We start from the raw sequence: 21727 nt of genomic DNA on the forward strand, positions 1-21727 counted from the left end.
GCCTACACATGTCCGCTTTCGCGGAGGTGGGTGGTCATGTCGCGGTGCACCCGGCGGCGGATCAAGAACTCGTCCTCGTCGAGCCACGCCCGCACCGCCGTTCCGAGCGTGAACTCGTCGGTCACGACCGAGCGTACTACGGCGTCGATCAGGCGCAACGGTTGGAGCGTGAAGTAGCAGTTCGTGGACCCGCTTACCGTCACCCGGTCGAGCCGCTGGAACAGTTCTTCGAGCCGCCCCAGGGCGATCCCTGCCGGCGCGAAACCCAACGCCTCGGCGTAAGCCAGCGCGACAGCAGTTCGCGCGGCCGGGTCGGGGGAGGCTAACTCGAAGAGGTACTTACGGGCGGCGTCGAGGATGCGGATTCCGGCCTCCTCGTCACCCGCCGCGAACCATCCGACCGCCAGCCCGACCTTCTCAACGGTCGGCGTCTGGTCGAGCCACCCGGCCCGCGCCGGGTCGAGCACGCTCATCAGGGCTTCGGCCTCGGCCGCCAGCCCGAACTTGCGCGCGGCCCGGAACACCCGCGGCGCAGCCGCGGTCGCCGCTGGCAGGAGCGGCCCGGCGGCCGCCCCGCGTGTGACGTGTTGCAGGACCACGCTGGCCAACGGCCCGACCGGCGCCAGTGCCAACGCCGATCCGATGATCCGCGCCTGATACCGGGACACGCGCTGCGGCCGCTCGGCGTCGGTCCAGCGCCCGCCCCGGACCCAGGCTTCGAGCCAGTCGAGCGCCGCCGGTACGCGCTCGATCAGCGCGCTCAACTGCGGGTGCTCCAGTGTCGCGCCGGCTTCGAGCAGCGCGAACACCACCCGCGGCACGGTGGCGGTGGTCGGCTGGGAGGCGATCAGCGCGATCAGCGCGCGCGCCTCCTCGTTCACGTACGCCGGATCAGTTTGAGAGCCCAGTAGCGCGAGCCGCTCACCGAGCCGGTCCGGCCCCCAGAATTCTTTCAGGTCGCGGCCGTGGTACGCGCTCACCTGCCCGAGCGGTTGCAGGATGCGGCTGTGCTCGCGCAACCGGTCCACGGAATACCGCGCGAACTCGTGCAACCGGTCGAGCCGCTCCTGGAACTCTGCCGGGAGCGCGGCCTTCGGCGCCGCGCCCTCGTGAGCGTCCTTGATTCGGTGCAGGAACAGGTCGCCGAGCAGCGCGTGAGCGGCCGGGTCGGCACGTGGGCCGCCGGCGCGGGACAGGGCCTTCCGCGCGCGGGCGGCCCAGTCCCGCGCCGGCGCCCGCTCCCCCAGCGCCCCCAGGCCCCACGCCAGCATGAATTGCGCGTACACCGCCGTCGCCTCGGTCTCGGCCTCAAGCCCGGTCCATTCGAGCCGCGCTCCGCCCGCGTGCCGCTGCACCCATTTGAGGATCGGCTCCTTTTGGTGGGTCAGCCATTCGCGCGCGGTCTTGAACCGCTCTGCGGTGGCGGCGCCGCGGAACCGCAGGAACGACGGCTCGTCGAGGTCCAGCCCGGGACCGCGGTGGTGCAACCGGTGGATGATCCGGTCGCGCCACCGCGCCAGCCCCAGCACGTCGCCGTTCGTGGCACGAGCCACTGCAAGCCGGGCGAGCCAAGCCCCCCTTACCGGGATGTCCTCGAAGTGCTGGTCCAGGACTGCGAGGACCCGCGGGAGGTCGCTCGCGAACCCCGCGGGCGGGACCGCGGCCCACCCCGCACACGCGGCCAGCGACGCCACGACGCGCCCGGTGCCGGGGCGCCCGGGTTCCGCCAGCCAGCGCTCCAGTTCTGCGGCGCGGTCGCCCGGCTTTGCCGCGGCCCGCTCCGCCGCGGCCCACTCCTCAAGCCATTCTGGCGGTGGAACCGGGCACTCCCAGATCGCGTTCACCCAGCACACTGCGGCGTCGAGCGCCCGTCCGGTCGCGCCGTACACGTTGGCCAGTTCCGCCCACCGTGCGGCGCGCTGGTCCGGCTCGAGCGTGGAGAAGTCTGATAGCAAACGGCTTTCCAGTCGGTGCCGGTGGGCCGCACGGTCGTGCCCGTGCAGCAGCGCGTCCGCCGAGCTGAGTTTCTGCTCGACCCGAGTAACGGTTGGAGCGGCGGTCAGTGTCCGCTTCTGTCCCGCGGCAAGTTCCGGCCTGGCCCCAGGCTCCGTTGGTCCGGTGCTGCGTGCGGCGCGCCCGCTGACCCACCGCACGATCCGGCCGACGGACTTCGCGACCCAGCCCGGTGGCGCGTCGGTCGGAACGGACGGCTCTTCGATCACCCGTTCCAACACGTCGGGTTCTGGTTCGGTAACGGGTTCGACCCGCAGCGCGAATCGGTCGAGCGCGAAGACATCCGCGTTGATCCGGTCAGCCACGAGTATAGTAGCAGCAGGGGGCACGTATTCCAACTGATCGCACAGCGGGCGAAACAGTTCGAGCGCGGCCGAATTGATCGTGAAAGCACCTTCACGAGAGGGCTCGAGCCAGGTGAGACGGTCCGCTCGCAGCCCGAGTTCGCGCCCGACCTCGCTCGCACGGGTGATCGGTCGGAGCGCCCGCCCGACCGGCACGAACAGCCCCGGCAGGCGCGGGTCGCACTGATACCCCGGCACTGCCAGGGGCAGTCCGGGGCTGTCATCGCTTGGCGTGTGTCGGATCACGATTCGCTCGCGCCCGCCGGCTTCGAGCGTTGCGATCTGGAACCGTCGCAGCAACCGCTCGTCGGCACTGCGGCAGAAGTCGCCGAACGCACCCAGTTCGGGGGGGCTGAGCACCCAGAGTGATTCGGCACCGGCCGGCTCCGTGCCCCGCAACCGGAGTTGCACCTCGATCGCCGCTGGCGCGGGCGCTTCTACTGCGGCGTTCGGGCGACGGTGCAACGGATACTCGTCGTCCGCAGCGGTGGGCACCGGCTCGCGGTACAGGACAATACCGGCCGGTTCGCAGAGGAGGACGCACGACGGAGGGAGGGGCAGGTGCCCGGCGAGCGGGTGCTCCCAACCCCGCGCGGTCCACACGCCCGGCGCCTGTTGGCGGAACGCGCGCACCGCCGTGTCCGGTTCTTCGGTCCAAAGGAGGACGGCTGCGGGCGGGGTGGGCGCGGTCACCCAGGCGCGGCCGGCGTGGGGCTCGGACAGCAGTCGGATTCCGAGCGGCCCGGCCCGCAAGCGCCGCAGCCGCGCAACGAACGCGGCCAGTTGCTTGTCCGGAATGCTGAACAGCACCGGCCCCGGCGCGGGGGCACTCTTCCTGAGTGGAAGCAGTTCGGCCCAACAGCGGATCGGTTCGGCCGGCGCGCCTGGTGAGCCGACCGCCACCACACCGAACCGTCCGATCGCCGCGAGCACATCGCGCGGTGGTAGTTGGTCCAGTTCGACCCAGATGCGCCCGGTGTCGTCCCGGCCCGCGCGCCCCGGTACACCCGTAACGCAGCTCGGCACCAGCCCGCTGGCCAGCGCGAGTCGAAGAGCGTCCGGATTCGGGAAAAAGAGCGCGGGCATGACCTGAAGTGTAGTCTCGGGGAGTAAAGAGGGGTACGAAATCCGCACGAAGCGCCCGCCAGGGTGGCTCCGTGCGGATTTCGCGCTTCTGCTCCCGAACCGGCGTGGCGGAACGGTTAGAGGTTGTTCTTCTCCAGGTTCTTCTTCATGTCCGCGTGGATGCGGCGGCGGACGAGGTACTCGTCGTCGTCGAGCCAGCGGCGGCCGGACGGCCCCAGCGCCGCGTCGTCGTTGACGACGGAGCGGATCACGTCCTCTACGAGGTTCAGGTGGAACCGCGAGTAGTACTGTGCGGTGGTCCACGTGTTCGTGATCTTCGCCGGGGACATCTTCTTGAACAGCTCGATCATCCGCACCACGGCGACCTCGGCCGGGCCCTGGCCCAGCGCGGTGACGTAGGCCCGCGCCAGTTCTGTATAGTCCTTCGGTTGCAGCGAGACGGCGGTCGCCCCGAGTAGCTCCTCACGCGCCAGCTCGAGGATCGGGTTGGCCCGGTCCTGCCGACCGAAGTGCAGCCACCCGCCCGCGAGGTTCAACTGCGTTTGCAGCACGGCGGCCCACATCTCGGGCTTAGCCTGGTACTTCTTCTTCAGCTCCGTCGGCGTCGCCCCGCCCAAGATCTCGCTGTGCAGCTTCGTCAGGAACCGGTCGATCTCGTTCGACAGCCCGAGCCGCCGCAGGTTCCGCATGCACTCGTTGGCGACGACGTTGATGAGCTTGAACTTCATCTCCGGCGGCTTCGCGTGGACGAGCGCCGTGAAGTCGTCCACCAGCTTCTTCACGAGGTCGTCGCGGTTGAAGTGGCCGGCGTGGAACATCGCCCTCTCAAGCAGTTCGCCCTGCTTCTTCGGCAGGTCCGCCGCCTCGTTGGCCCCGCCCGCGCCTTGGAGCGCCGCGGGCACCAGGTTGAGCAGTTCCACCGTGAACGTTTCGTTCACGTGCAGCGAGGCCAGCGGCAGGCCCTCGTGCAGCACGTGGAACTGCACCTCCTTCTGCGTCTTCCCGCTGACCCCCTCCTTGTACAGTTTGCGGATGCGGTCCGCGAGTTTGTTCGGGTCCTTGATGGTGTGCAGGTCCGCGAGTTCTTTCTTCAGCGGGTCCTGGTTCTTGGTCCAGTAGCTGTACGGGTCGAGGCGCTCCTGCGGCGACAGGATGCGCGACTGCTCGCGGAGCCGGCCGATCACGTACTCCCCGCGGAGGAACGGGTTGTTCGTGCCGCCGCTGCGGGCCTTACTGCTCAGGTCCTCCAGTTCCTGCATGATCTCGGCGGACAGTTGCCCGGTCGGCGGTTTGCCCGCGAGCACCTGCTCGATGCGGTACTTAAACGCTTTGTAGACGAAGTTGCTGGAGACCGCGGACACCACCTGCTCGAACAGCTTGAGGTCCTGCCACGACGAAGGAACCGGCTTCTCCAGCACCTTGCGGGCGTCCTCCAGCAGCTTCTTGGCCTGGCTCGCCTCGCCCAACTTGCCGACCGCGAACGCGAACAGTAGGTCCACGAGCGGGTGGTTCGCTTTCAGGTGTTCGTTCTTCTGGGCCGCGGCGGAGTCGTCGAGCCACTTGCGGATGGTGCCGTGCAGCTCCATCGCCTTGTCCCGCACCACCCGCATGCGCTCGGAGTCCTTGACCCCGGCGACGCGGAGGAAGTACGGCAGGTCGCGCTCCGCCTGGAGCCCCTGTTCGAGCAGCCGCTTGAGCAACCGGTCGCGGACCCGGGCCAGCCCGAGGACATCCGCGCCGGCGAGTTGCGCGAGCCGGAAGCCGGCCAGCCAGACCGCCCGCACGGGCAGCGAGCCGTCATTGGTCTCCAGATAGTTCTGGAGCGCCGGCAGCCGGGCCATGAGCCACGGCGGCACCGGGTTCTGCGCCGCCAGCCATAAGAACGCGGCCACGACCCGGCGCGAGTCCTCGAGCCCGCTGCCGGTGTGGTTCAGGAGCTTGTCGAACTCGGGCGCGGTGATGGTGGCGCCCGCGGCGGGCACCTCACTGCGGACCCAGCGCCCGAGCCACTCGGGGGGCAGCGGGTCGGAGTCCCACAGCGCGTCCAGCCAACAGATCGCGGCGTCCATCTGGTGCTTGCCGCTGCCGGTGTAGGCGGCGGCGAGTTCGGGCCACATGCCGACCCGCTCCGGGGCGTCGAGCGGACCTTCGAGCGCGAGGAACTCCTGCTCGAGTTCCTTCGCCCGCACCTCCCACTCGTTCGGCTTGCGCACCTCCTCGACCGGCGGCAGGAACTCTGCGGTCGCGCCCGGCTTGCCCGGCGCCGCCTTACTCTTGGCCGGCCCTTTTGCGGCCGGAGCGGCGGCCTTGGAGCCTTTAACGTCGTCGTCTTTTTCCTTCGGGTCCTTGTCGCCCTTGTCCGGCTTGTTCTTCGGCCGGTCGATCTCGCGGCACTGGAACGCGTCGAAATCGAACCGGGTGGCCTCGATCCAGGCGGAGAGCGCCTTCTGCTCGGCCTCAATGACGTAGTCCACCCAGTCCTCGAGCGAGCGGAACGCCGCGTCGGGCACGAACTCGGGGGTGAAGCCGCCCTTCGAGCCGGGCGCGTCCGTGCCCGGCTCGTCCGGATACAGCCACACGACCTGGTCGGCGTCGTCGGCCAGGAGCTTGCGAACCGCGTCCCGGCGCAGCGTTGGGTGGAGCCGCTTGCCGACCGGCAGGAACAGGTTCGGGAGCTTCCAGTACGGCTTGAACGCCAGCGCGTTGTCGAGCGCCAGCACCGGGGGCGTGAGCTTCGACGGGCGGACCCGCAGCACCACCGTCCGGCCCCCGCTGGCGTCGGTCGCGACGGCGAACATGAGGCGCTGGAGCAGGCGGTCGTCGGAGTCGCGCACGAGCGTGTCGAGCTGCTCGATGGCGTTCTCGCGGAGCACCCACAGCTCGGCGGTCTCGCTGGCGGTGCCCGGCGCGAGCCGCAGCGGCACCTGCATCTTCTTGGGCGCTTTGGTCTCGCTCCAGCCGACCGGCGCCGCCGGCAGTTTGAACTGGAGGTTGTCGTACACGTCCTGGAACGGGGCCTCGTCCAGGTACACCCACTCGCGCGGCGCGCGGATCAGCACGAGCTGCTTGTCCGCGACGCGCAACTGCGGCGCGAGTGGGAGCGTGTGCCCCACCTCCACCCACACGCGGGGGGCGCGTTCGAGGTACGCGCGGACACTTTTGGTCCCGTCGGCGCGCCCCCTGTCGAGCGCGCGGAGCAGCGTGTAATATGGCGGGCCGATGACCCGCAGCAGCACCCGCTTGCCGTCCGTTTCACCCGTTGTGAACCAGCGGAACCCCTGCCGGTCGTTGCCCAGCCGCAGCATCTCGGTGACGAGCGCGGGCAGGTCCTCGGCGTTCTCCAGCTCGAACAGCACCGGCTGCTGGTTGGAGATGGTGGGCGCGATCGGGTCGCGGGTGACCGGCAGCAGTTGCGGCCAGCAGGTCACCTCTTGCGGGTCGTCGGAGGCGTGCCGCTTCGAGCCCTTGACGCCGATCCGGTCCAGGTTCTTGGTGACCGTGCGGGTGAGGTTGGCGGTCGGCTCGACGTAGATCTTGCCCTGGTCGTCGAAGCTGACCGCGGCCGGCGCGAGCGTCACCTCGGCCGGGACGATACCGGTGGTCAGCGCGAGCCGGACCGTGTCGAGGTCGGGGAAGAGCAGGATCATGTGTGCCGGGTGTTCGGGGCTGTAATCATCGGGGCGAAAAACCCGAAGCGGTGGCCCCGGGCTGAAGAGTCGCGGTCACACGACGGACGGCGCCGGCCGCTCGACTCGGGGGCGGGCGCGGTTCGCGCCGCTACCCCTTGTTGGTCTGCTTCTGGCGCTCGGGCTCGTTGGGCTGTTGGACCGGCCCAGTGGGGTGCTGCTCCGACTCGCGCTCGACGATGATCTGGTCGTCGTCCTTGAGCTTGCGGCCGAGCACCTTCTCGGCAAGGGCTTTGTGCATCTGCTCGTGTTCGATGGGCAGCGCGTCCGGGTCGGAGTCGAGCTTGATGATGATGTTCTGCTTGCCGGTGTTCGGGTCCCGGCGGAGCATAATGATCATTTCGGCCATTCTAAAACCTGCGATTTGTGTTTTGTATTTGGTATTGAGTGTTCGGCGTTTAATGTGGAGTGTTCTGGTAGCGGCCGGTACAGCGTCACGCGCCGAGGGGCCGAACACCAGATCCGCACTACCACTACTCGCCGTCCTTCTTCTTCGCGGGCTTCTTCTCGGCTGCGGTGCCGTTCCCGTTCGCGCTTTCGGTGGCGGTGGCGGTGCCCGCGCCGCCGGCGAGCTTCACCTCCGGCCCCGGCGCGCCCACGTCCTTCGGGTACTTCGTGCGCAGCTCCTCAATAATCGCCTTCGTGCGGTCGCCCTCGATCGTCTTCTTCTCCGTCAGCTCGTCGCGGAGCTTGATGAGGTCGGCCTTGTGCTTCGTGAGGATCGCGGCGGCCTTCGCCTGGGCCTCCACGATGATCGTGTTGACCTGCCGGTCGATCGCCTCGGCCATCGACCCGGACAGCACCGCCCGGTCGCCCTTCTCGTCGCGGAACGAGCGGAGCGGGGCCGCGAGGTTCGACATCCCGCAGACCTGCACCATGTACTCGGCGATGAGCGACGCCCGCGACAGGTCCGACCCCGGCGCGCCCATCCCGCTGGCCCCGGTGGAGACGTCGCCGATCAGCAGCCGCTCGGCCTCGATCCCGCCGTAGAGCACCGCGAGCTGGTCGAGCATCTCGTTGCGGCTCATGCCGATACGGTTCTTCTCCTGCTTGAACTGGGTGAAGAACGGCGCCCACGGCATGTCGCTCTGGATCGTCACCTTCTCCGGCGGCTGGTGGTGCGGGCAGAAGATGGACACGAGGAAGTGGCCCGCCTCGTGCGTCGCCACGACCGGCAGGTCCTTCTCGTGAACCTCCACCTTCTCGTCGAACTCGGTGATCGCCTTCTCGATCAGCTTCGGCGTCGTCTCGCCCGTGATCCCCTCGCGGAGCCGCAAGCGGGCGACGGAGCGGCACAGCGCGTTCAGGTGGTCGCCGCTGAACGCCGTGCCGGTGGGGGTCATGTACCGGTTGCCGGTCCGGGTGATCGCGTACTCGAGCGCCTCGTCGTTGAAGTTGAGGCGCATCTTCTTGTTGTAGATCTCGAAGATCGCCCGGCGGTCGTCGTCGTCCGGGTACGGGATGTGGATGTGGAACTCGAACCGGCCCGGGCGCAAGAGGGCGGGGTCGAGCGACTCCACGAAGTTGGTCGTGCCGACCACGAAGACGAGTTCGTCCTTGTGGAACCCGTCCATCTCGGTGAGCAACTGGTTCACCATCGAGTGCTCGACGCCGCTGCCGGTGTACGTGCCGCGGGCCGTGGCGAACGAGTCGATTTCGTCGAACACGATGATCGACGGCGCGCTCTGGCGCGCCCGGTGGAAGATCTGCCGCAGGTTCTCTTCCGACTCGCCGACCCACTTCGATTTCAGCTCGGGGCCGCTGACGATGGTGATGGCGGCCCCGATGCTGGCGGCGATCGCCTTGGCGAAGTAGGTCTTGCCGGTACCGGGCGGCCCCCAGAAGATCATCCCGCGCGGGATCAGCTCTTCGAGCCGCGCGATCTCCTCGGCGTCGGTCGCGCGGTCGCGCTTCGACAGCGTGTCGAGGATCTCGCTCTTGAGCTTCGCCTTGACCTTCTTGTACCCGCCGATGTCCTTGTCCAGGTCGACGGACGGGATCTCCATGTTCCCGCTGAGCGTGGACTGCCGCACCTGCGCGTAGGCCCGCTTCGGGTCGGCCGGGTAGTCCTCGCCTTCGAGGGTGGAGAGCAGGCGCCGGAGGCGCACGGCGTTCACCCCGGACACGTACTTGTAGAGCTGCCAGGGCGAGAAGTCCTTGCCGAACTTCCGGCTCTCCTTCTGCGTGATGAGGTGCCGCAGCCGGTTCCGCGCGATGCCCAGGATGCTGAGCCAGTGCGGGAACAGGTTCTCGATCACCTTGGGCAGCGAGAACGACGGGTCCTTGAACCCGAGCCACACCAGTTCGGGGTTCTCGTACAGCAGCGGGATCACCTCCCGCGCCTCGCTGGTGAGCCCGCCCTGGCTGGTGGTGAGGAGGTCGAGGTGCGGGAGCACGACGACGCGCCGCTCGGTGGCGCCGCGGACGGCGTCGCGGAGCTGCCCGATCATGGTGCCGATGAGGCCCATCGGCATCGCGCCCTGTTGCGGGTCGCGCTGCCGGCCGTCCAAGTAGATGCACTGGAGCTTGGCCTGCCGCAGCCGGTCGCGCACGTTCATGAACAGGTACGGCGCGAGTTCCTTGTCGCACTCGATGAGCGTGGGCAGCCCGCGGACGAGTTTGCTGGCCACCTCGGCCATTTCCTGGCTGTACGCCGCCTCCACCGCCTGCGGCGGCGAGAGGTCGGCGGGCAGGTCCTTTTCCGTGACGGTGATGCTCATAGTGGTGGTTGGTTTTCGGTGTTGAGTGTTTAGCCCGTTCGTTGCGCCTTCAGCGTTCAGTGAAAAACAGGCCGGGGCGTCGCCCGGCCGGCTGACCAAACACCAAAAACCGAATTCGGAGCACTAAACCTCGACCTTGATCGTCAGCGAGCCGCTCTCGGCGTCCTCACTTATTTCCTTAACGGTGCCCATCTGCTGGGCCTTCTGCTTGAGCGCGTCGCGGGTCACCTGGTTCACGACCTCGGAGATTTCTGGCTGCAGGTCCTGCAAGTGCTTTTCGAGCGCCTGGGTCGCCTTGTCTTGCAGTTTGGACTGCTCCTGGTCGAACTTCTTATCCAGGTCTTGTTTGAGCTGCTCTTTCACCTTCTCGCGCAGGCTCTTCTCGTTCGGGCCGACGTCGTTGAACCCGGTGGCCTCGCGCTTCACTTCCTGGTTAACGGTCTGCTGGGTCTCGGCCTTGACGGAGACCTCGCCGCGGCACGGGTCGACTTTGACGGTCAGCTCGCCGTCCTTGCGGCACAGGGTGCCGTCGTCCTGCTCCTCGAAGCCCCGCTTCTTGAGTTCCTCGCGGAGCAGCGTGGCCATGTCCTCGGGCGGCAGGATTTCGAGGATCTCGAGCTCCGTGCAGATCTCGTCCCCGGCCTTGAGGTTGCGGGTCTCGGACTCCTTCACGGTGATGCGGTATGCGCGGCTCATGTTCGCGTGGCTCCGGGGTACGGGTCAGGACTCAGAGTAACAGACGCCGGGGGCGCACAACAGGGATCACCCGGGACTGCCCTCGGGGTTTCCGCCCGCCGGGGGCGCGCCGTCCGCGGGGGCCGCTCCGGGCACCGGGCCGCGGAGCGGCTCGAGCATCTCCACCGCCGCCCGGGCGCGCGCCGCGACGCGGTCGCCGCTCGCCGCCTCCCAGTCGGCCTTCCACATCTGACTGGCCTGGTAGTCGTCGTCGAAGTACCCGACGTACCGGGCGCGCTCCTGCCAGGTCTCCAGGATCTCCATCTGCCGCGGCACCGCGAGGGCGGCCCGCTGGGTCTCCAGGCGGTCGGCGAGGCGTTGCGGGCCGCTGCCCTGGAGCCCGCCCGTCCAGAACACCGGCGTCAGGTCGGACTGCAGCACCTGTGCGTTGGTGCGCAGCACGAACCGGGCGAGGTCCGTGCGCCGCGCGGCCTCGGCAACCTGGAGGAAGCCGCGCAGGGTGGCGAACTCGGCGTTGCCCTGCACCCGCATCTTCTTCCAGTCCGTGAGCTGGCCCTTGTCGCGCTCGGTCTTCACCCAGCGGTTCGTCAGCTCCCGCTGGAGGCACTCCAGCAGCACCGCGCGCTGCCCCTGGCACACCGGCGTGAAGTCCGGGACCGCCGGCTTGGCCGCGTCGGGGTCGGCGGCGTCCTGGGGGGCGAGCAGCCAGCAGAACGGGTTCCGCGCCACCACGTCCTTGCGGCGCATCACCGCGAGCACGTCGGGGTCCGTGCGCATCGCGTCGAAGCTCAGCGCGAAGAACAGTTCGTCCGCCGGGGTGAGCGCCTTCGGGGCCGTGTCCCACGCCACCTTCGACTCGTGGACCTTCTCGGCCGTGAGCCAGAACAGGAAGTCGAGCACCGGGCGCGAGAACTCGAGCGCCCGCTCGTCGAGCGGGATGCGGTCCCAGACGCGCCCGCCGACGGGCTGCCCGTCGCGCAGGTACTTGTCGTTGCGCCACCCGCCGGCGCGGGTCAGGAACAGCACGAACGCCTTCTTCAGCGTGTCCTTCACCAGTTCGACCGCCCCGGCGCTGATGCACTCGGGCTTGGTGGTCGCGGTGCGGACCAGCTGCAGCCCCTGGTCCGCCGGGAAGTGTCGGACGAGGAACCGCAGGATGCGGAGCAGGTTGAACTCGAACTTGGTGACCTGCCGCGGTCCTTCCGGTTCGGGCGGCTGCGTTGGCGGGGCGGCGGTGCGCGTCATTTCGTGTCGGTCCCTTGCGCGTTCGCACTCGTCTCGGGCTGGGCCACCGGGAGCGGCTTTTTGCGCCTCCAGCCCTTCCACAAGCCTACAGCATTGGCCGCTGGAAAGCCATTCACCGTGATCTCGCGCCCGACGACGCGGATCTCCAGCGTGTTCCTCTTCCGCCACTGCTCGTCGTGGGAGTAGCGAGCGGTCAGGAAGTGGATGCGCTGGTTGGTGGACCCGATCCAGCGGCGCTCGGTGTCCGGCTGCTCGCGGACGTACGGCCCGTCCACCAGGATGTCCGTCAGCGCGATCAGTTCCAGCACCGCCGGGTCGGCCTTCGCCCGGAGTTCCTCGACCGTGAACCCAGTGAAGGTCATCACGGTGAGGCCGAGGTCACGGGCGGCCCGGGCCAGCGCCGCCGCGGCCGGCGCGTGTGCCGTGGGCTCGCCGCCCATGAGCGTGATCCCCTCCACCCCCTCTTCGTCCCGGGCGCGGCGTAACTCCGCAACCACTTCGCCGAACGTGCGGGTCGCGCCGCCTTTGAAGGGCAGGTATTCGGGATTGCAGCAGCCGGGGCACCGGAGCGGGCAACCCTGGAACCACAGCGCGAACCGCTTCCCGGGGCCTTCGGCCTCGGTGCTGGGCACGATCTGCGCGATCTGCATGGTCAGTTCGGTGGCCGTCGGAGCGTCCATCGCGTGCCCGTAAGTTCCTGATGGGTGCCCCGCATTATACCCGCGCGGCGATGCGGACGATCCCCGATTTGGCGTCACCGTGCTCAATTGTGATGGTACGATCCACGAACTTCCGCACGGTTTCCACGTTGGTTGTGAGGTGCCGGGTCACTTCGGACGTGCGGTACTCGCTGGCGTCGCCGCTGAGCGCCAGCGGGAGGAGCAGTTGGTCGGCCGAGTGCGGGTCGACCGGGCACTTCGCGTCGCGGAACGCGATGGCCTCGTCCGCGGCATCGTCGGCGACGCTTTCCGCCGGCTTGCCGCGCTCCCCCAGTCCGAAGAACAGCGGCGGAACCGGTGCCTGCCGGAAGATGACCGCCGCGACGCTGCCGGGCGAGGCCGCTTCCCACTGCTCAACGGGAAGGTGCGACTCCACCCCCTCCGATTTGAGCCTCACACTTAACCGCCGCGCCTGTTTCTTACCGACCGATTCGGGAAGATCGGCGTACGCGCTGAACCCGCCGGCCGTGGTCAGTTCCGGACACGTCAGCAGCGACAGCCCGTTGACGCGCGAGCACGGGTGAATGACGGCGCGAATTTCGCCCCCGCCGCGCGGGTAGAAGCCGGGGCGCACCAGCTCCAACTCGACCTTGATGCCCAGCCGCGCGAGGTACGCGGCCCAGGTGGTTTCGAGGAAGTGGTAGCACGGGGCGTGCGCGTTGTGCGTGCCGCCGGTGACGGTGACCTCGGACGGCTTATCGCCCCGCAGCGCGAGCGGCAGGTAAACCGTGTGCAGCACGAGGGCCGTGGCGCCGGCGGTGCCGATGGTGAAGGTGTAACGGCCGGCCTTTACGGCTCCGGGTTCGAAGTACAGTACCGACGAGCCGTTCGCCGCGCCCTTATACTGCGCGCCCGAAACGGCGCCCGCGGCCTTCACGCACATAACGTGTTGCGGCTGGAGCCCCGGCTTGCTCCGGTTCGCGCGGATGTTGGTCAGCTTGAACGGCCGCCCCGTGAGTACGGACAGCGCCAGCGACGAGCGGAGGATTTGCCCCCCGCCTTCGCCCTCCGAGCCGTCGATTTCGATCATGCCATCGCTCATGGAGCACGGACACCGCAGTGACAATGGTGGTTCGGCACGTGCGCCGACCGCAACTGGTGCCGATTCTGAGCACTCAACTGACCGGCGCCAGCGTGGTAAACGACCTCTCACGCCCGACGTACCCGGAATCGCTCTCAGTCCGAGACCTGGGACGACCTCATCGTGTGCAAGTACCGTGCTCGACCGCTTCCAGTCGCCCGGCCCACGGCCACTGGAACCGACCGCCGTGTGCTGATCTGTATGCCCGTCTTCTGTGCCGGCGGCCACTGAAAACGGCCGCTCTTTCCGCAGCCGGAACCGTTGCTCTGCTGCCGTTCGCTCCCATTTTGTTTCATCGGCTGATCCCATTTCGCCATCCCGTACTCTCGTCGCAGGCAGCGATTGCAACCGACGGTGACGCCACATTCGCCACAAGAAATTACCGCAAATAAACTTGCGCCATTCAAACCCGTAAGAGTATTCCGCGCGCTGGGTGTCGTGCGTTCCGCATGTGCGGATTGTGCGACCGCGTCGAGCGGTAGCGGGCGGGTAGTTCTCGGGTAGCGAACCGCTACCGTTCCGCCCGCAATTGGCCCGTCGATACCCCATCGCTTCCGATTCCATCCCGCTCCCTCCCGTGATCCCGAAAACCGACCGGCGAGGGCGTTCGTCATGCCGATTCGTCATCGGGTCGCTGTAACCCACGTTACACCTCGTGCCCCCCCCAATCCTGCCCGGCCCGGCGCGAGCAGCGGTCGGGAAGTTTGGAGGGAGTCCGGAGGTAACGACCGGCCAACTTTTCGATCCGGCGGACTACTCCAGTGGAAGTTCGGTGGCAGTGCGCGGGTAGCGAACGGCAGCGAATCGCCTGCTCGCACCCGCGTGCCTCCCGCCGCCGTTCCCGCATCGCCCACGAGGCTCATCACCGGGTTTCCCGCTGGGAAACCCAACCGGGGCTGTGCGGATCGCGCGCTGGCGTCATTCGACACCCACGCGCGGCCGGCGCGACAACGCGCTGCTCCTCAATTGCGGCTGATGGCAGGAGGCGAGGTGCGGAGAACTGACTTGATTAGCGCCCCTGCAGCGGCACAGGTTGAAGCCGGAGTCAGTTACCGAACCAACGTAACGTTGGGTGACGCAATCCACGACCGAGGGAGTCTGGCGTCGTCACATCTCGAACACGGGCATCAGCACGCCCTAAGCCTTCGCGCCTATGGCCGTGCGGTTCCTGCCCCATGCCTTGCCGTTCGCCCCGGCCGGGCGGATCTGCGTGTGCAGGAGTGTGGCGGCGGCCTGGGCGTCGGGGCCGATCTGGCTGGCGGCCGCGCCCAGCGCGTCTGAGGTTTGCAACGGGTGCCGGCCCTGAGTCCGCTTGCCGCACGCCTCGCAGTGGCCGATGTGGACGCGGAACTTGCGGACCAGCGGCTGTCGCGGGCTCTCGGTCTGGAACTGGTCGGCCGCGCCGGTCTCGACGAGGCGGCCCCGGCAGTGCGGGCAGGCGGCGGGCAGGTGAGCGGCGTGGCACTCGGCGATCTGTTCGGGAGATGGTGGCGGGCGGTGCTCGTGGGTGCCGTGGGTATCGCCCGACTTGCGGCCGGGCCTCTTCGGGTCGGGCTTGGGGGAGGGGGGACATTTGCGGAACGGGGCGGCTTGACGCTTGCCGGAGCGGATCGCCTCGTCCAACTTCCGGGTCAGTTCAGCGACCTGGGCCGTGAGTTCAGCAACCTGTTTGGAGAGTTACCGGCAGCCGGGACACGCGAGCTCGTCCATGCCGTCATCGTAGTGACATGGGCATCGATCAGCGGTTAGATCGCGGCTAGAATTACGCCCGCCATCGCGGAAGCTGTGACCACTTCGTGAATCAGGTTTTGCTATCCGGGGGGCAGCTTTTCCATACGTGTCACGTTTCTCCTGTTGGAGGTCGCACTGCGATGAAACAGTTCGTGGCAATCGCCGCAACGGCTCTCCTGCTTTCGGGCATCGGGTGGGCGGCCCGCCTCAGCCCGAGTGGTGAGGCCGCGCCACCAGCGGCCGCCGACGAGCCGAAGGCGAAGCCTCCCGAACGCCCGGTGAAACTGGGGAAGATTTCCGAGGTGCAGCCCGCGGCCCGGCCGGCAGTTGAGAAAGAGCGGGTCGAGCGCATCAAGGGGTTGATCGCGGACCTGGCCAAGTTGGAGAGCGCCGACATCGGCCTGTCAGCTACTTTGGGCGGCGATGACTTCGCGCCTGTCCCCGGCCAGTCACGCTTCGGCTCGTTCCTGCTCACCGATCACCGGGTGAACCAATCCGAAGCCCTCCGCGATCTGGTCGCCCTCGGCCCGGACGCGCTGCCCTACCTCCTGGACGCGCTCGACGACAAGACGCTTACCAAGATCACCATCAAGCACGACACTCCGTTCGGCACGATGTGGTACGGTGGCGAAATGGGTGTGAATCCGGTCAACCCCGTGGAGGCCGCGGTCTACAAGGCACTGACGGAACCGCGCAAGAAGGAAAGCGGCGCCAAACGCGGAATCGAAGGCGGCACTCTGAAGTCCTACACGGTCACGGTCGGCGACGTGTGCCTCGTCGCGATCGGTCAGATCGTCGGCCGGGGGTATTCCGCGGTCCGTTACCAACCGACCTCGAACATCGTCATCAACAGCCCGACCCACGACGCCGAACTCTGTGCCAACGTGCGGGCCATCTGGAAGAGCAAGGATCCTGCAAAGAAGCTGGTGGATTCCCTCCTGGCCGATTACGCGACCGAAGGGATCTTCAACGGAACGTCTCTGGACGGATGGGGGGTGGGAAATCATTTCCAGTGCGGTGCGGCCCTTCGGCTGCTCTACTACTTCCCGAAAGAAAGCGTGCCGCTCATTGCGCGACGGCTGGGGAAGTTGGATGTGGCCGGTACCCCAGTACTGAGTGACTATATGCGTCAATGCGTCGCTAACGGCGTGCGAGCGGAGGATTTCATCAAAGCCGTATCCTGGTCAAAAGAACCGGCCATCCGGTCCGCCGTCACCGATGTGTTCAAACGAGCCGAAGGGGTGCCCGTCCTGCGCGCGGCGCTGCCCGGGGTCGAAGACAAGGAACTGATCCGGGGCCGTCTCGAGTCATTCGTGAAGAACCTCCCGGCCAAGGAGAGCGGACCATACGGGGACGGGTATCACCTGTTGGTCGAGCTTTGCGAGCGCACGCCGGACACGACCAAGGCGGTCGTACAGGGCTACCTCCGCGGCGCGGGCGTGCAGCGCCGCCTGACGGTCTGTCTGATCTTTGAAAAGGTCAAGGTGCCGTGGGGCACGGAGATACTCGCCCCTCTTCTCGACGATAACCGGGACACCGACTGGGGATCCTACCCCGTCGATCCCTCGGAGAATGAACCACGCTTGCCGATACGGATTTGCGACGCGGCCGCGGACACCCTGAGCCACAACCACCCCGAACTGAAGTTCACGCTCCGTGGCCAACACGCGGACCTCGACAAACAGATTGCAGTGATGCGAGAACAATTGAAGCGGAAGAAATAAGCCGCTGCCGGGAGCGGTAGGCAAGCCCCTTCTCATGGCAGCGGGTCTCGCGCCACTGTGCGGATCGAACTCCGCTCACCTTCATCCGTCGAACAAGGAGTTGGCAGGCAAAGAGACTAGGCCAAACGAGGGGCTAAACAATTACACTTGCCGCGACCACAACTTCAACAGCCCTTCGTTCACCCCTGCGCTTGATCCACAGCAGTCAGGGCCACAGAACGGATCGGGGCTGTAGCCTGATTGAAGGTGTGAATCGAGTAACGATCGCGGCCCCTATATCAGTATGAACATCAAATCCCTAAGACAAATTCGATTTATGGCGATAGTGATCGAGCCACTCTTGGACCCGCTCCTCGATGCAGTACTGCCTCACATTCGCAACGACAACGATCGGCACCAACGAGACCAACACAACCGCCTCCACTGAGGCACCGAGCCGCTTCCACATAACCAGCGCCAAGAGTCCAGCGACGAGAAAAGCGAGTGGCCACGAAAAGTAGCTCAGCCGCATCGCCCACGACTTACACGCTCGGCAACACGGAAAATTATCAATATAATACAATTCTTGATAATCTACACAATTTCGAGTCTTGTAATGAACCTGAATCGACTCGCTGGGGCTGGGGCCTCCGCAGAAAGGGCAGGGTGCGTTCCAGGGGACACGGACCGTGCCGTCGAACAGCCGGAACTCCCAATCGGGGCGAGTCGCTTCGGAGGGAATGCGATAGGGGTTTGGGCGAACTGAATTGATCCGAACCGTTGGTTGTAGCACCGGTTCTGCTGAGGCTGTGGACTGACACGCCGGTTGTGTGCCGCACTGTGGGCATCCGGTTCCCGGTACACCAATTCGGGAACCGCACGTCACACACACCAAGTCTTCTCTGGTATCACCAACGGTTAACTGGACCCACGCGGGGCAGTGTTTACATTTGACCCGAGACCCAGCTAACGCCGGATCGAATTCGACCGCGTGACCACAGTTCGCACAGATCGCCGTGATCATCGGCCGCTCCCTGTAGTCAGCTACGAACGCACCACACAGAACGCCATCTCAAACACCACAAGCAGACGGACCAACAACGTGCACATCGCCCCAATCCTGACCGATGATGATGAGCGTCGCATCGAGATCCCCGTGGAGCCGGCTCCACGGGCCGATTTCGTTTGAATCGAATGCCAGTAGATCAGGGTCGCCAGGGTTGCGAAGTCCTGGACAACGGTGGCAGTGCTTCCGCTCGGCTACCAACGTTGCGTACTGTTCCCTTTTGGTTCCCAGTGAAGTCATCACGGATCGCCCCTCTCGATCGTCTCATACGCCCACGCCTGCGCTTCCGCTTCAGTGTCGAATGTTTTCACGCCCAGTACCGCCACGTGCCGCTGGGTCCGAAATATCGAGTTGATGGCCTCGCTCGCGTCGGATTTTCGGTCCTTATCCACACGTTCTTCATTCGACGCGGCGTACCCGATCACCCTGTAGCCCCTGATCTCACCATCGTTCGTGGAGCCGTAGCACCGCATCAGCGGCCCATCCAGTTTGGCAAAGAATTCGTCCTTCTCTTCCAATGAGCACATCCCGCCGGAGGCTGTCATCACTCTGGAACCCGTTGGCGCTTGACCCCACATGACGAGATACGGGATCGCTCGGGAACCGCCTTGTGGGACGGACCAGGTCCACGGCCGCCGCCGCCCGGTGAATCGTCCGTTCTCGAACGTCAGGATCGCAATTCCGCAGTGGTCACGTCCAGGCGGCAACACGTAATCCCCACCCAGCCAGCGTGCTTTGAGGAATTGCCGAAGGACCGGATCTCCACCCGCAAACGGCCGTGTAGTCTCTTGCTCTTTCCCCCGCTCCTTCCACAGGAGGTACAGACAGCACCCCAGGGAGGCGACGGTGAGTCCGATATGGGCTACTGCCCAGAGCCGCTTAAACATCGATCCTCCGGTCGTCGAGATGGGGCGGGCTGTCGAGCAACCGTGCCGGGAGCCTTCCAAGTACTAACGTTTGATCCCGTTGAGCGTCTCTAGCGCCATCAGCAATGCGTGGGTGCCCTTGCGGCCGTAGCCCTGCGCGCGAACGGCTTCGTAGAGCTGCTTCGCCAGCCCCAGCCCCGGCAGGGACAGGTTCATCTTCTCGGCTTCCGCCAGGGCGATGCCCATGTCCTTGATGAAGTGCTCGACGTAGAAGCCCGGCTCGAAGTTGCGGGCCAGCATCCGCGGCCCCAGCACCTCCAGCGCCTTGCTCCCGGCCGCGCCCACGCTCACGCTCTTGAACACCGTCTCCAGGTCCAGGCCCGCCTTGTAGCCGTACAGCAGCCCCTCGCACACCGCGATCATGTTCGACGAGATCAGGATCTGGTTCACCATCTTGGTGTGCTGGCCGGCACCCGGCGCGCCCTGGTGAACGATCGTCTTCCCCATGCACGCGAACACCGGCTGAACGGCGTCCACCACCTCCTTGTCCCCGCCGATCATGATCGACAGGGCCGCGTTCTTCGCGCCCACGTCGCCGCCGCTCACCGGGGCGTCCAGCGCCGCCACGCCCTTCGCCTTCGCCGCCTCGTAAATCTCCTTCGCCAGCGACGGCTCCGAGGTGGTCATGTCCACCAGCACCGTGCCCGGCTTCGCACCCGCGAGTGCGCCGTCGGCACCCAGGAACACCTCCCGCACGTCCTTCGGGAACCCGACGATCGCGAACACGATGTCCGCTTGCTCCGCCACCGCCTTCGGGCTATCAGCCAGCTTCGCGCCGGCGTCTACGAGCGGCTGCGCCTTGTCCGCCGAGCGGTTGTACACCGTGGCCGAATAGCCGCTCGTCATGGCGTGCTGGCACATCCACCGGCCCATCACGCCGGTGCCGATCCAGCCGATGCGGGTTTTTCCGGGTTGCGCGACTGGAATTTGCATTGCGTAAGTCCCGTGAAGGAAGTATGTATATCTGCTACAACTTTCGCGATGGTCGAATTGCCAGGGTCCGTCTCACCCCCAGGCACGATGCCGGCGACTGGCGTTCATGTTAGTGAACCCATTGCTCTGCTGACACAACCGCACGCGAACGGAACACGCCCTACCCTTTCTCCTCTTTGATGAGGTGATTGGGTGATCATTGCATTCGGTACAAGGACCGCGCGCCGTGACCGCAAACGACATTCCGCAACTCGGTGCGCCGATCGTGCTCGTCCACGGGCTGTGCGGCTACGACCGCGTGACGGCGTTCGGCCGCCCGTTGAAGGACTACTTCCCCGGCATCCGCCCGCAGCTCGAAGCCAGCGGCAACCGCGTTCTGATGCCGCGTCTGAGCTGCACCCGCGGCGTCGCTGAACGGGCGGGCGAGCTGAAACGGTATCTGCTCGCAAACGTCCCGAGCGGGCCGGTCCACCTGATCGGTCACAGCATGGGCGGGCTGGACGCCCGGTACATGATCAGCCACCTCGGAATGGCCGACCGGGTGCGGACGCTCACCACCGTCGGCACCCCGCACCGCGGCAGCCCGTTCGCGGACTGGGGTTTGAAACGGTTCGGCGGGCTCCTCGCCCCGTTCTTCCAGCTCCTCGGGCTGTCCACGCAAGCGTTTTTCGACCTCACCTCCGCTGTGTGCGCCCGGTTTAACGCCACGGTGCGCGACGTGCCGGGTGTGCGGTACTTTTCCGTGGCCGGCGTGTGCGACGGCCCGCTGCTCGGCTCCGGGTGGCGGCTGCCCCACGAGATCGTCCGCCGGGCGGAAGGGGCGAACGACGGGGTCGTATCGGTCGCATCGGCGACCTGGGGCGAACACACCGACGTGTGGGACGGCGACCATCTCAATCTGGTAAACTGGCCCAACCGTGAGGCGCGGAAGCGCGGGGTGTGGGACTCGCTCGCCCCGGACTACGGCCGCATCATCCGGCGCATCGCTACGGTTGAGTAGGAACCGCCCCTCCCCGACGACCGCTATACCCTCTTCTGCCGGCGGACTCGCCCGAACTGTCCGGCGCGCCACGACCGCGCCAGCACGAGCGCCGCCCGCGATTCCTTTCGCACACCGATCTCTTTCACAGCGGTCGGCGGTGAATCCCCTCCGATTACGAACCTGCCGCCACGGAAGCGGCGTTTCCTCGGAAGGGTTTCCACCATGCGTTCACTGCTCCTCGCGGCCATCGGCGCGTTCGCCGTGTCAGGTACCGCCGCCGCACAGCAGCCCCAGTACCAACCGGCCCGCTACCCGGCCCCGTCGCCGGCCGCGGCTGCTGCGACGCCGCTCCAACCGGCCTCCGGCACCACCGTCATCAGCGGCGGCGCCGGGTGCAGCAACTGCGGCACCACCACCGGCCCCGTTCGCGGGTTCGTGATGTCCGGGGTGTCGGCCCCCGGGTGCCAGCTCGGCGCCCCGTGCAACAGCGGGTGCGGCAGCATCAAGAGCGACCTCGCGTTCCAGTTCGGCTCGTGCAAGAACTTCTTCTCGCCGTGCGGCCCGACCTGGGGTGGCTTCGGCCACAAGTGCCCGACCGGCCCGATGAACCAGCCCTGGGGCACCGGGTACGGCTGCCCCCGCGCCTACGACAGCCACGCGAACCACTAATTCGGTTCCAGTAGTTTCAAGTTCGCGCCGGGCAGGGGTTCTGGCCTTTGAGTGTGGTCCGCTCACTCCGTGAGCGGCCGCGCCGCGCACCAGATTAGCTCCGCGAGCTTGCTGGCCCCATCGTTGT

The 21727-nt window shown here is 66.9% G+C and carries 14 protein-coding genes; 3 read left to right on the top strand and 11 right to left on the bottom strand.

Annotated elements, in window-relative coordinates; genetic code table 11:
* Positions 1-2: 2 nt before the first annotated feature.
* From GobsT_RS25460 to GobsT_RS25500, 9 genes are all read right to left on the bottom strand, one after another.
* The gene (locus tag GobsT_RS25460; protein WP_109570879.1) at positions 3-3443 is read right to left on the bottom strand and encodes a hypothetical protein; all 3441 of its coding nucleotides are present in this window, start codon (positions 3441-3443) and stop codon (positions 3-5) included.
* A 116-nt stretch (positions 3444-3559) separates the two neighbouring features.
* Positions 3560-7090, bottom strand: coding sequence for a hypothetical protein (locus GobsT_RS25465; RefSeq protein WP_010040334.1), 3531 nt, complete (start codon positions 7088-7090; stop codon positions 3560-3562).
* A 130-nt stretch (positions 7091-7220) separates the two neighbouring features.
* Positions 7221-7478, bottom strand: a complete 258-nt coding sequence (locus GobsT_RS25470) for a hypothetical protein (RefSeq protein WP_010040331.1) — start codon at positions 7476-7478, stop codon at positions 7221-7223.
* Between the two features lie 124 nt (positions 7479-7602).
* The gene (locus GobsT_RS25475; protein WP_010040329.1) at positions 7603-9849 is read right to left on the bottom strand and encodes an AAA family ATPase; all 2247 of its coding nucleotides are present in this window, start codon (positions 9847-9849) and stop codon (positions 7603-7605) included.
* Between the two features lie 123 nt (positions 9850-9972).
* Entirely contained in the window at positions 9973-10545 is a 573-nt protein-coding gene (locus GobsT_RS25480) for a hypothetical protein (protein WP_010040328.1), read from the bottom strand.
* Between the two features lie 66 nt (positions 10546-10611).
* Positions 10612-11790, bottom strand: a complete 1179-nt coding sequence (locus tag GobsT_RS25485) for a hypothetical protein (protein ID WP_010040327.1) — start codon at positions 11788-11790, stop codon at positions 10612-10614.
* Positions 11787-12470 carry a 4Fe-4S single cluster domain-containing protein gene (locus GobsT_RS25490; RefSeq protein WP_010040326.1) on the bottom strand — a complete coding sequence of 228 codons (684 nt, stop codon included), beginning with the start codon at positions 12468-12470 and terminating at the stop codon, positions 11787-11789. The genes GobsT_RS25485 and GobsT_RS25490 overlap by 4 nt, the downstream gene beginning before the upstream one ends.
* A gap of 34 nt (positions 12471-12504) precedes the next feature.
* Complete coding sequence (rtcA, locus tag GobsT_RS38170; protein ID WP_010040324.1) at positions 12505-13539, bottom strand: RNA 3'-terminal phosphate cyclase; 1035 nt, start codon at positions 13537-13539, stop codon at positions 12505-12507.
* Positions 13540-14727: 1188 nt separating this feature from the next.
* Positions 14728-15213, bottom strand: coding sequence for a hypothetical protein (locus tag GobsT_RS25500; protein ID WP_010040322.1), 486 nt, complete (start codon positions 15211-15213; stop codon positions 14728-14730).
* Between the two features lie 248 nt (positions 15214-15461).
* Here GobsT_RS25500 and GobsT_RS25505 point away from each other — a divergent pair, with 248 nt between their 5' ends.
* Positions 15462-17045 carry a hypothetical protein gene (locus GobsT_RS25505; protein ID WP_010040320.1) on the top strand — a complete coding sequence of 528 codons (1584 nt, stop codon included), beginning with the start codon at positions 15462-15464 and terminating at the stop codon, positions 17043-17045.
* A gap of 1284 nt (positions 17046-18329) precedes the next feature.
* Here GobsT_RS25505 and GobsT_RS25510 read toward each other — a convergent pair.
* Positions 18330-18977 carry a hypothetical protein gene (locus GobsT_RS25510; protein ID WP_029600901.1) on the bottom strand — a complete coding sequence of 216 codons (648 nt, stop codon included), beginning with the start codon at positions 18975-18977 and terminating at the stop codon, positions 18330-18332.
* A 63-nt stretch (positions 18978-19040) separates the two neighbouring features.
* Positions 19041-19949 carry an NAD(P)-dependent oxidoreductase gene (locus tag GobsT_RS25515; RefSeq protein WP_010040313.1) on the bottom strand — a complete coding sequence of 303 codons (909 nt, stop codon included), beginning with the start codon at positions 19947-19949 and terminating at the stop codon, positions 19041-19043.
* A 226-nt stretch (positions 19950-20175) separates the two neighbouring features.
* Here GobsT_RS25515 and GobsT_RS25520 point away from each other — a divergent pair, with 226 nt between their 5' ends.
* Entirely contained in the window at positions 20176-20949 is a 774-nt protein-coding gene (locus GobsT_RS25520) for a lipase family alpha/beta hydrolase (RefSeq protein ID WP_010040311.1), read from the top strand.
* A 204-nt stretch (positions 20950-21153) separates the two neighbouring features.
* The gene (locus tag GobsT_RS25525) at positions 21154-21600 is read left to right on the top strand and encodes a hypothetical protein (RefSeq protein ID WP_029600900.1); all 447 of its coding nucleotides are present in this window, start codon (positions 21154-21156) and stop codon (positions 21598-21600) included.
* Positions 21601-21727 lie beyond the last annotated feature (127 nt).

It is taken from the genome of Gemmata obscuriglobus, assembly GCF_008065095.1.
Lineage (GTDB): Bacteria > Planctomycetota > Planctomycetia > Gemmatales > Gemmataceae > Gemmata > Gemmata obscuriglobus.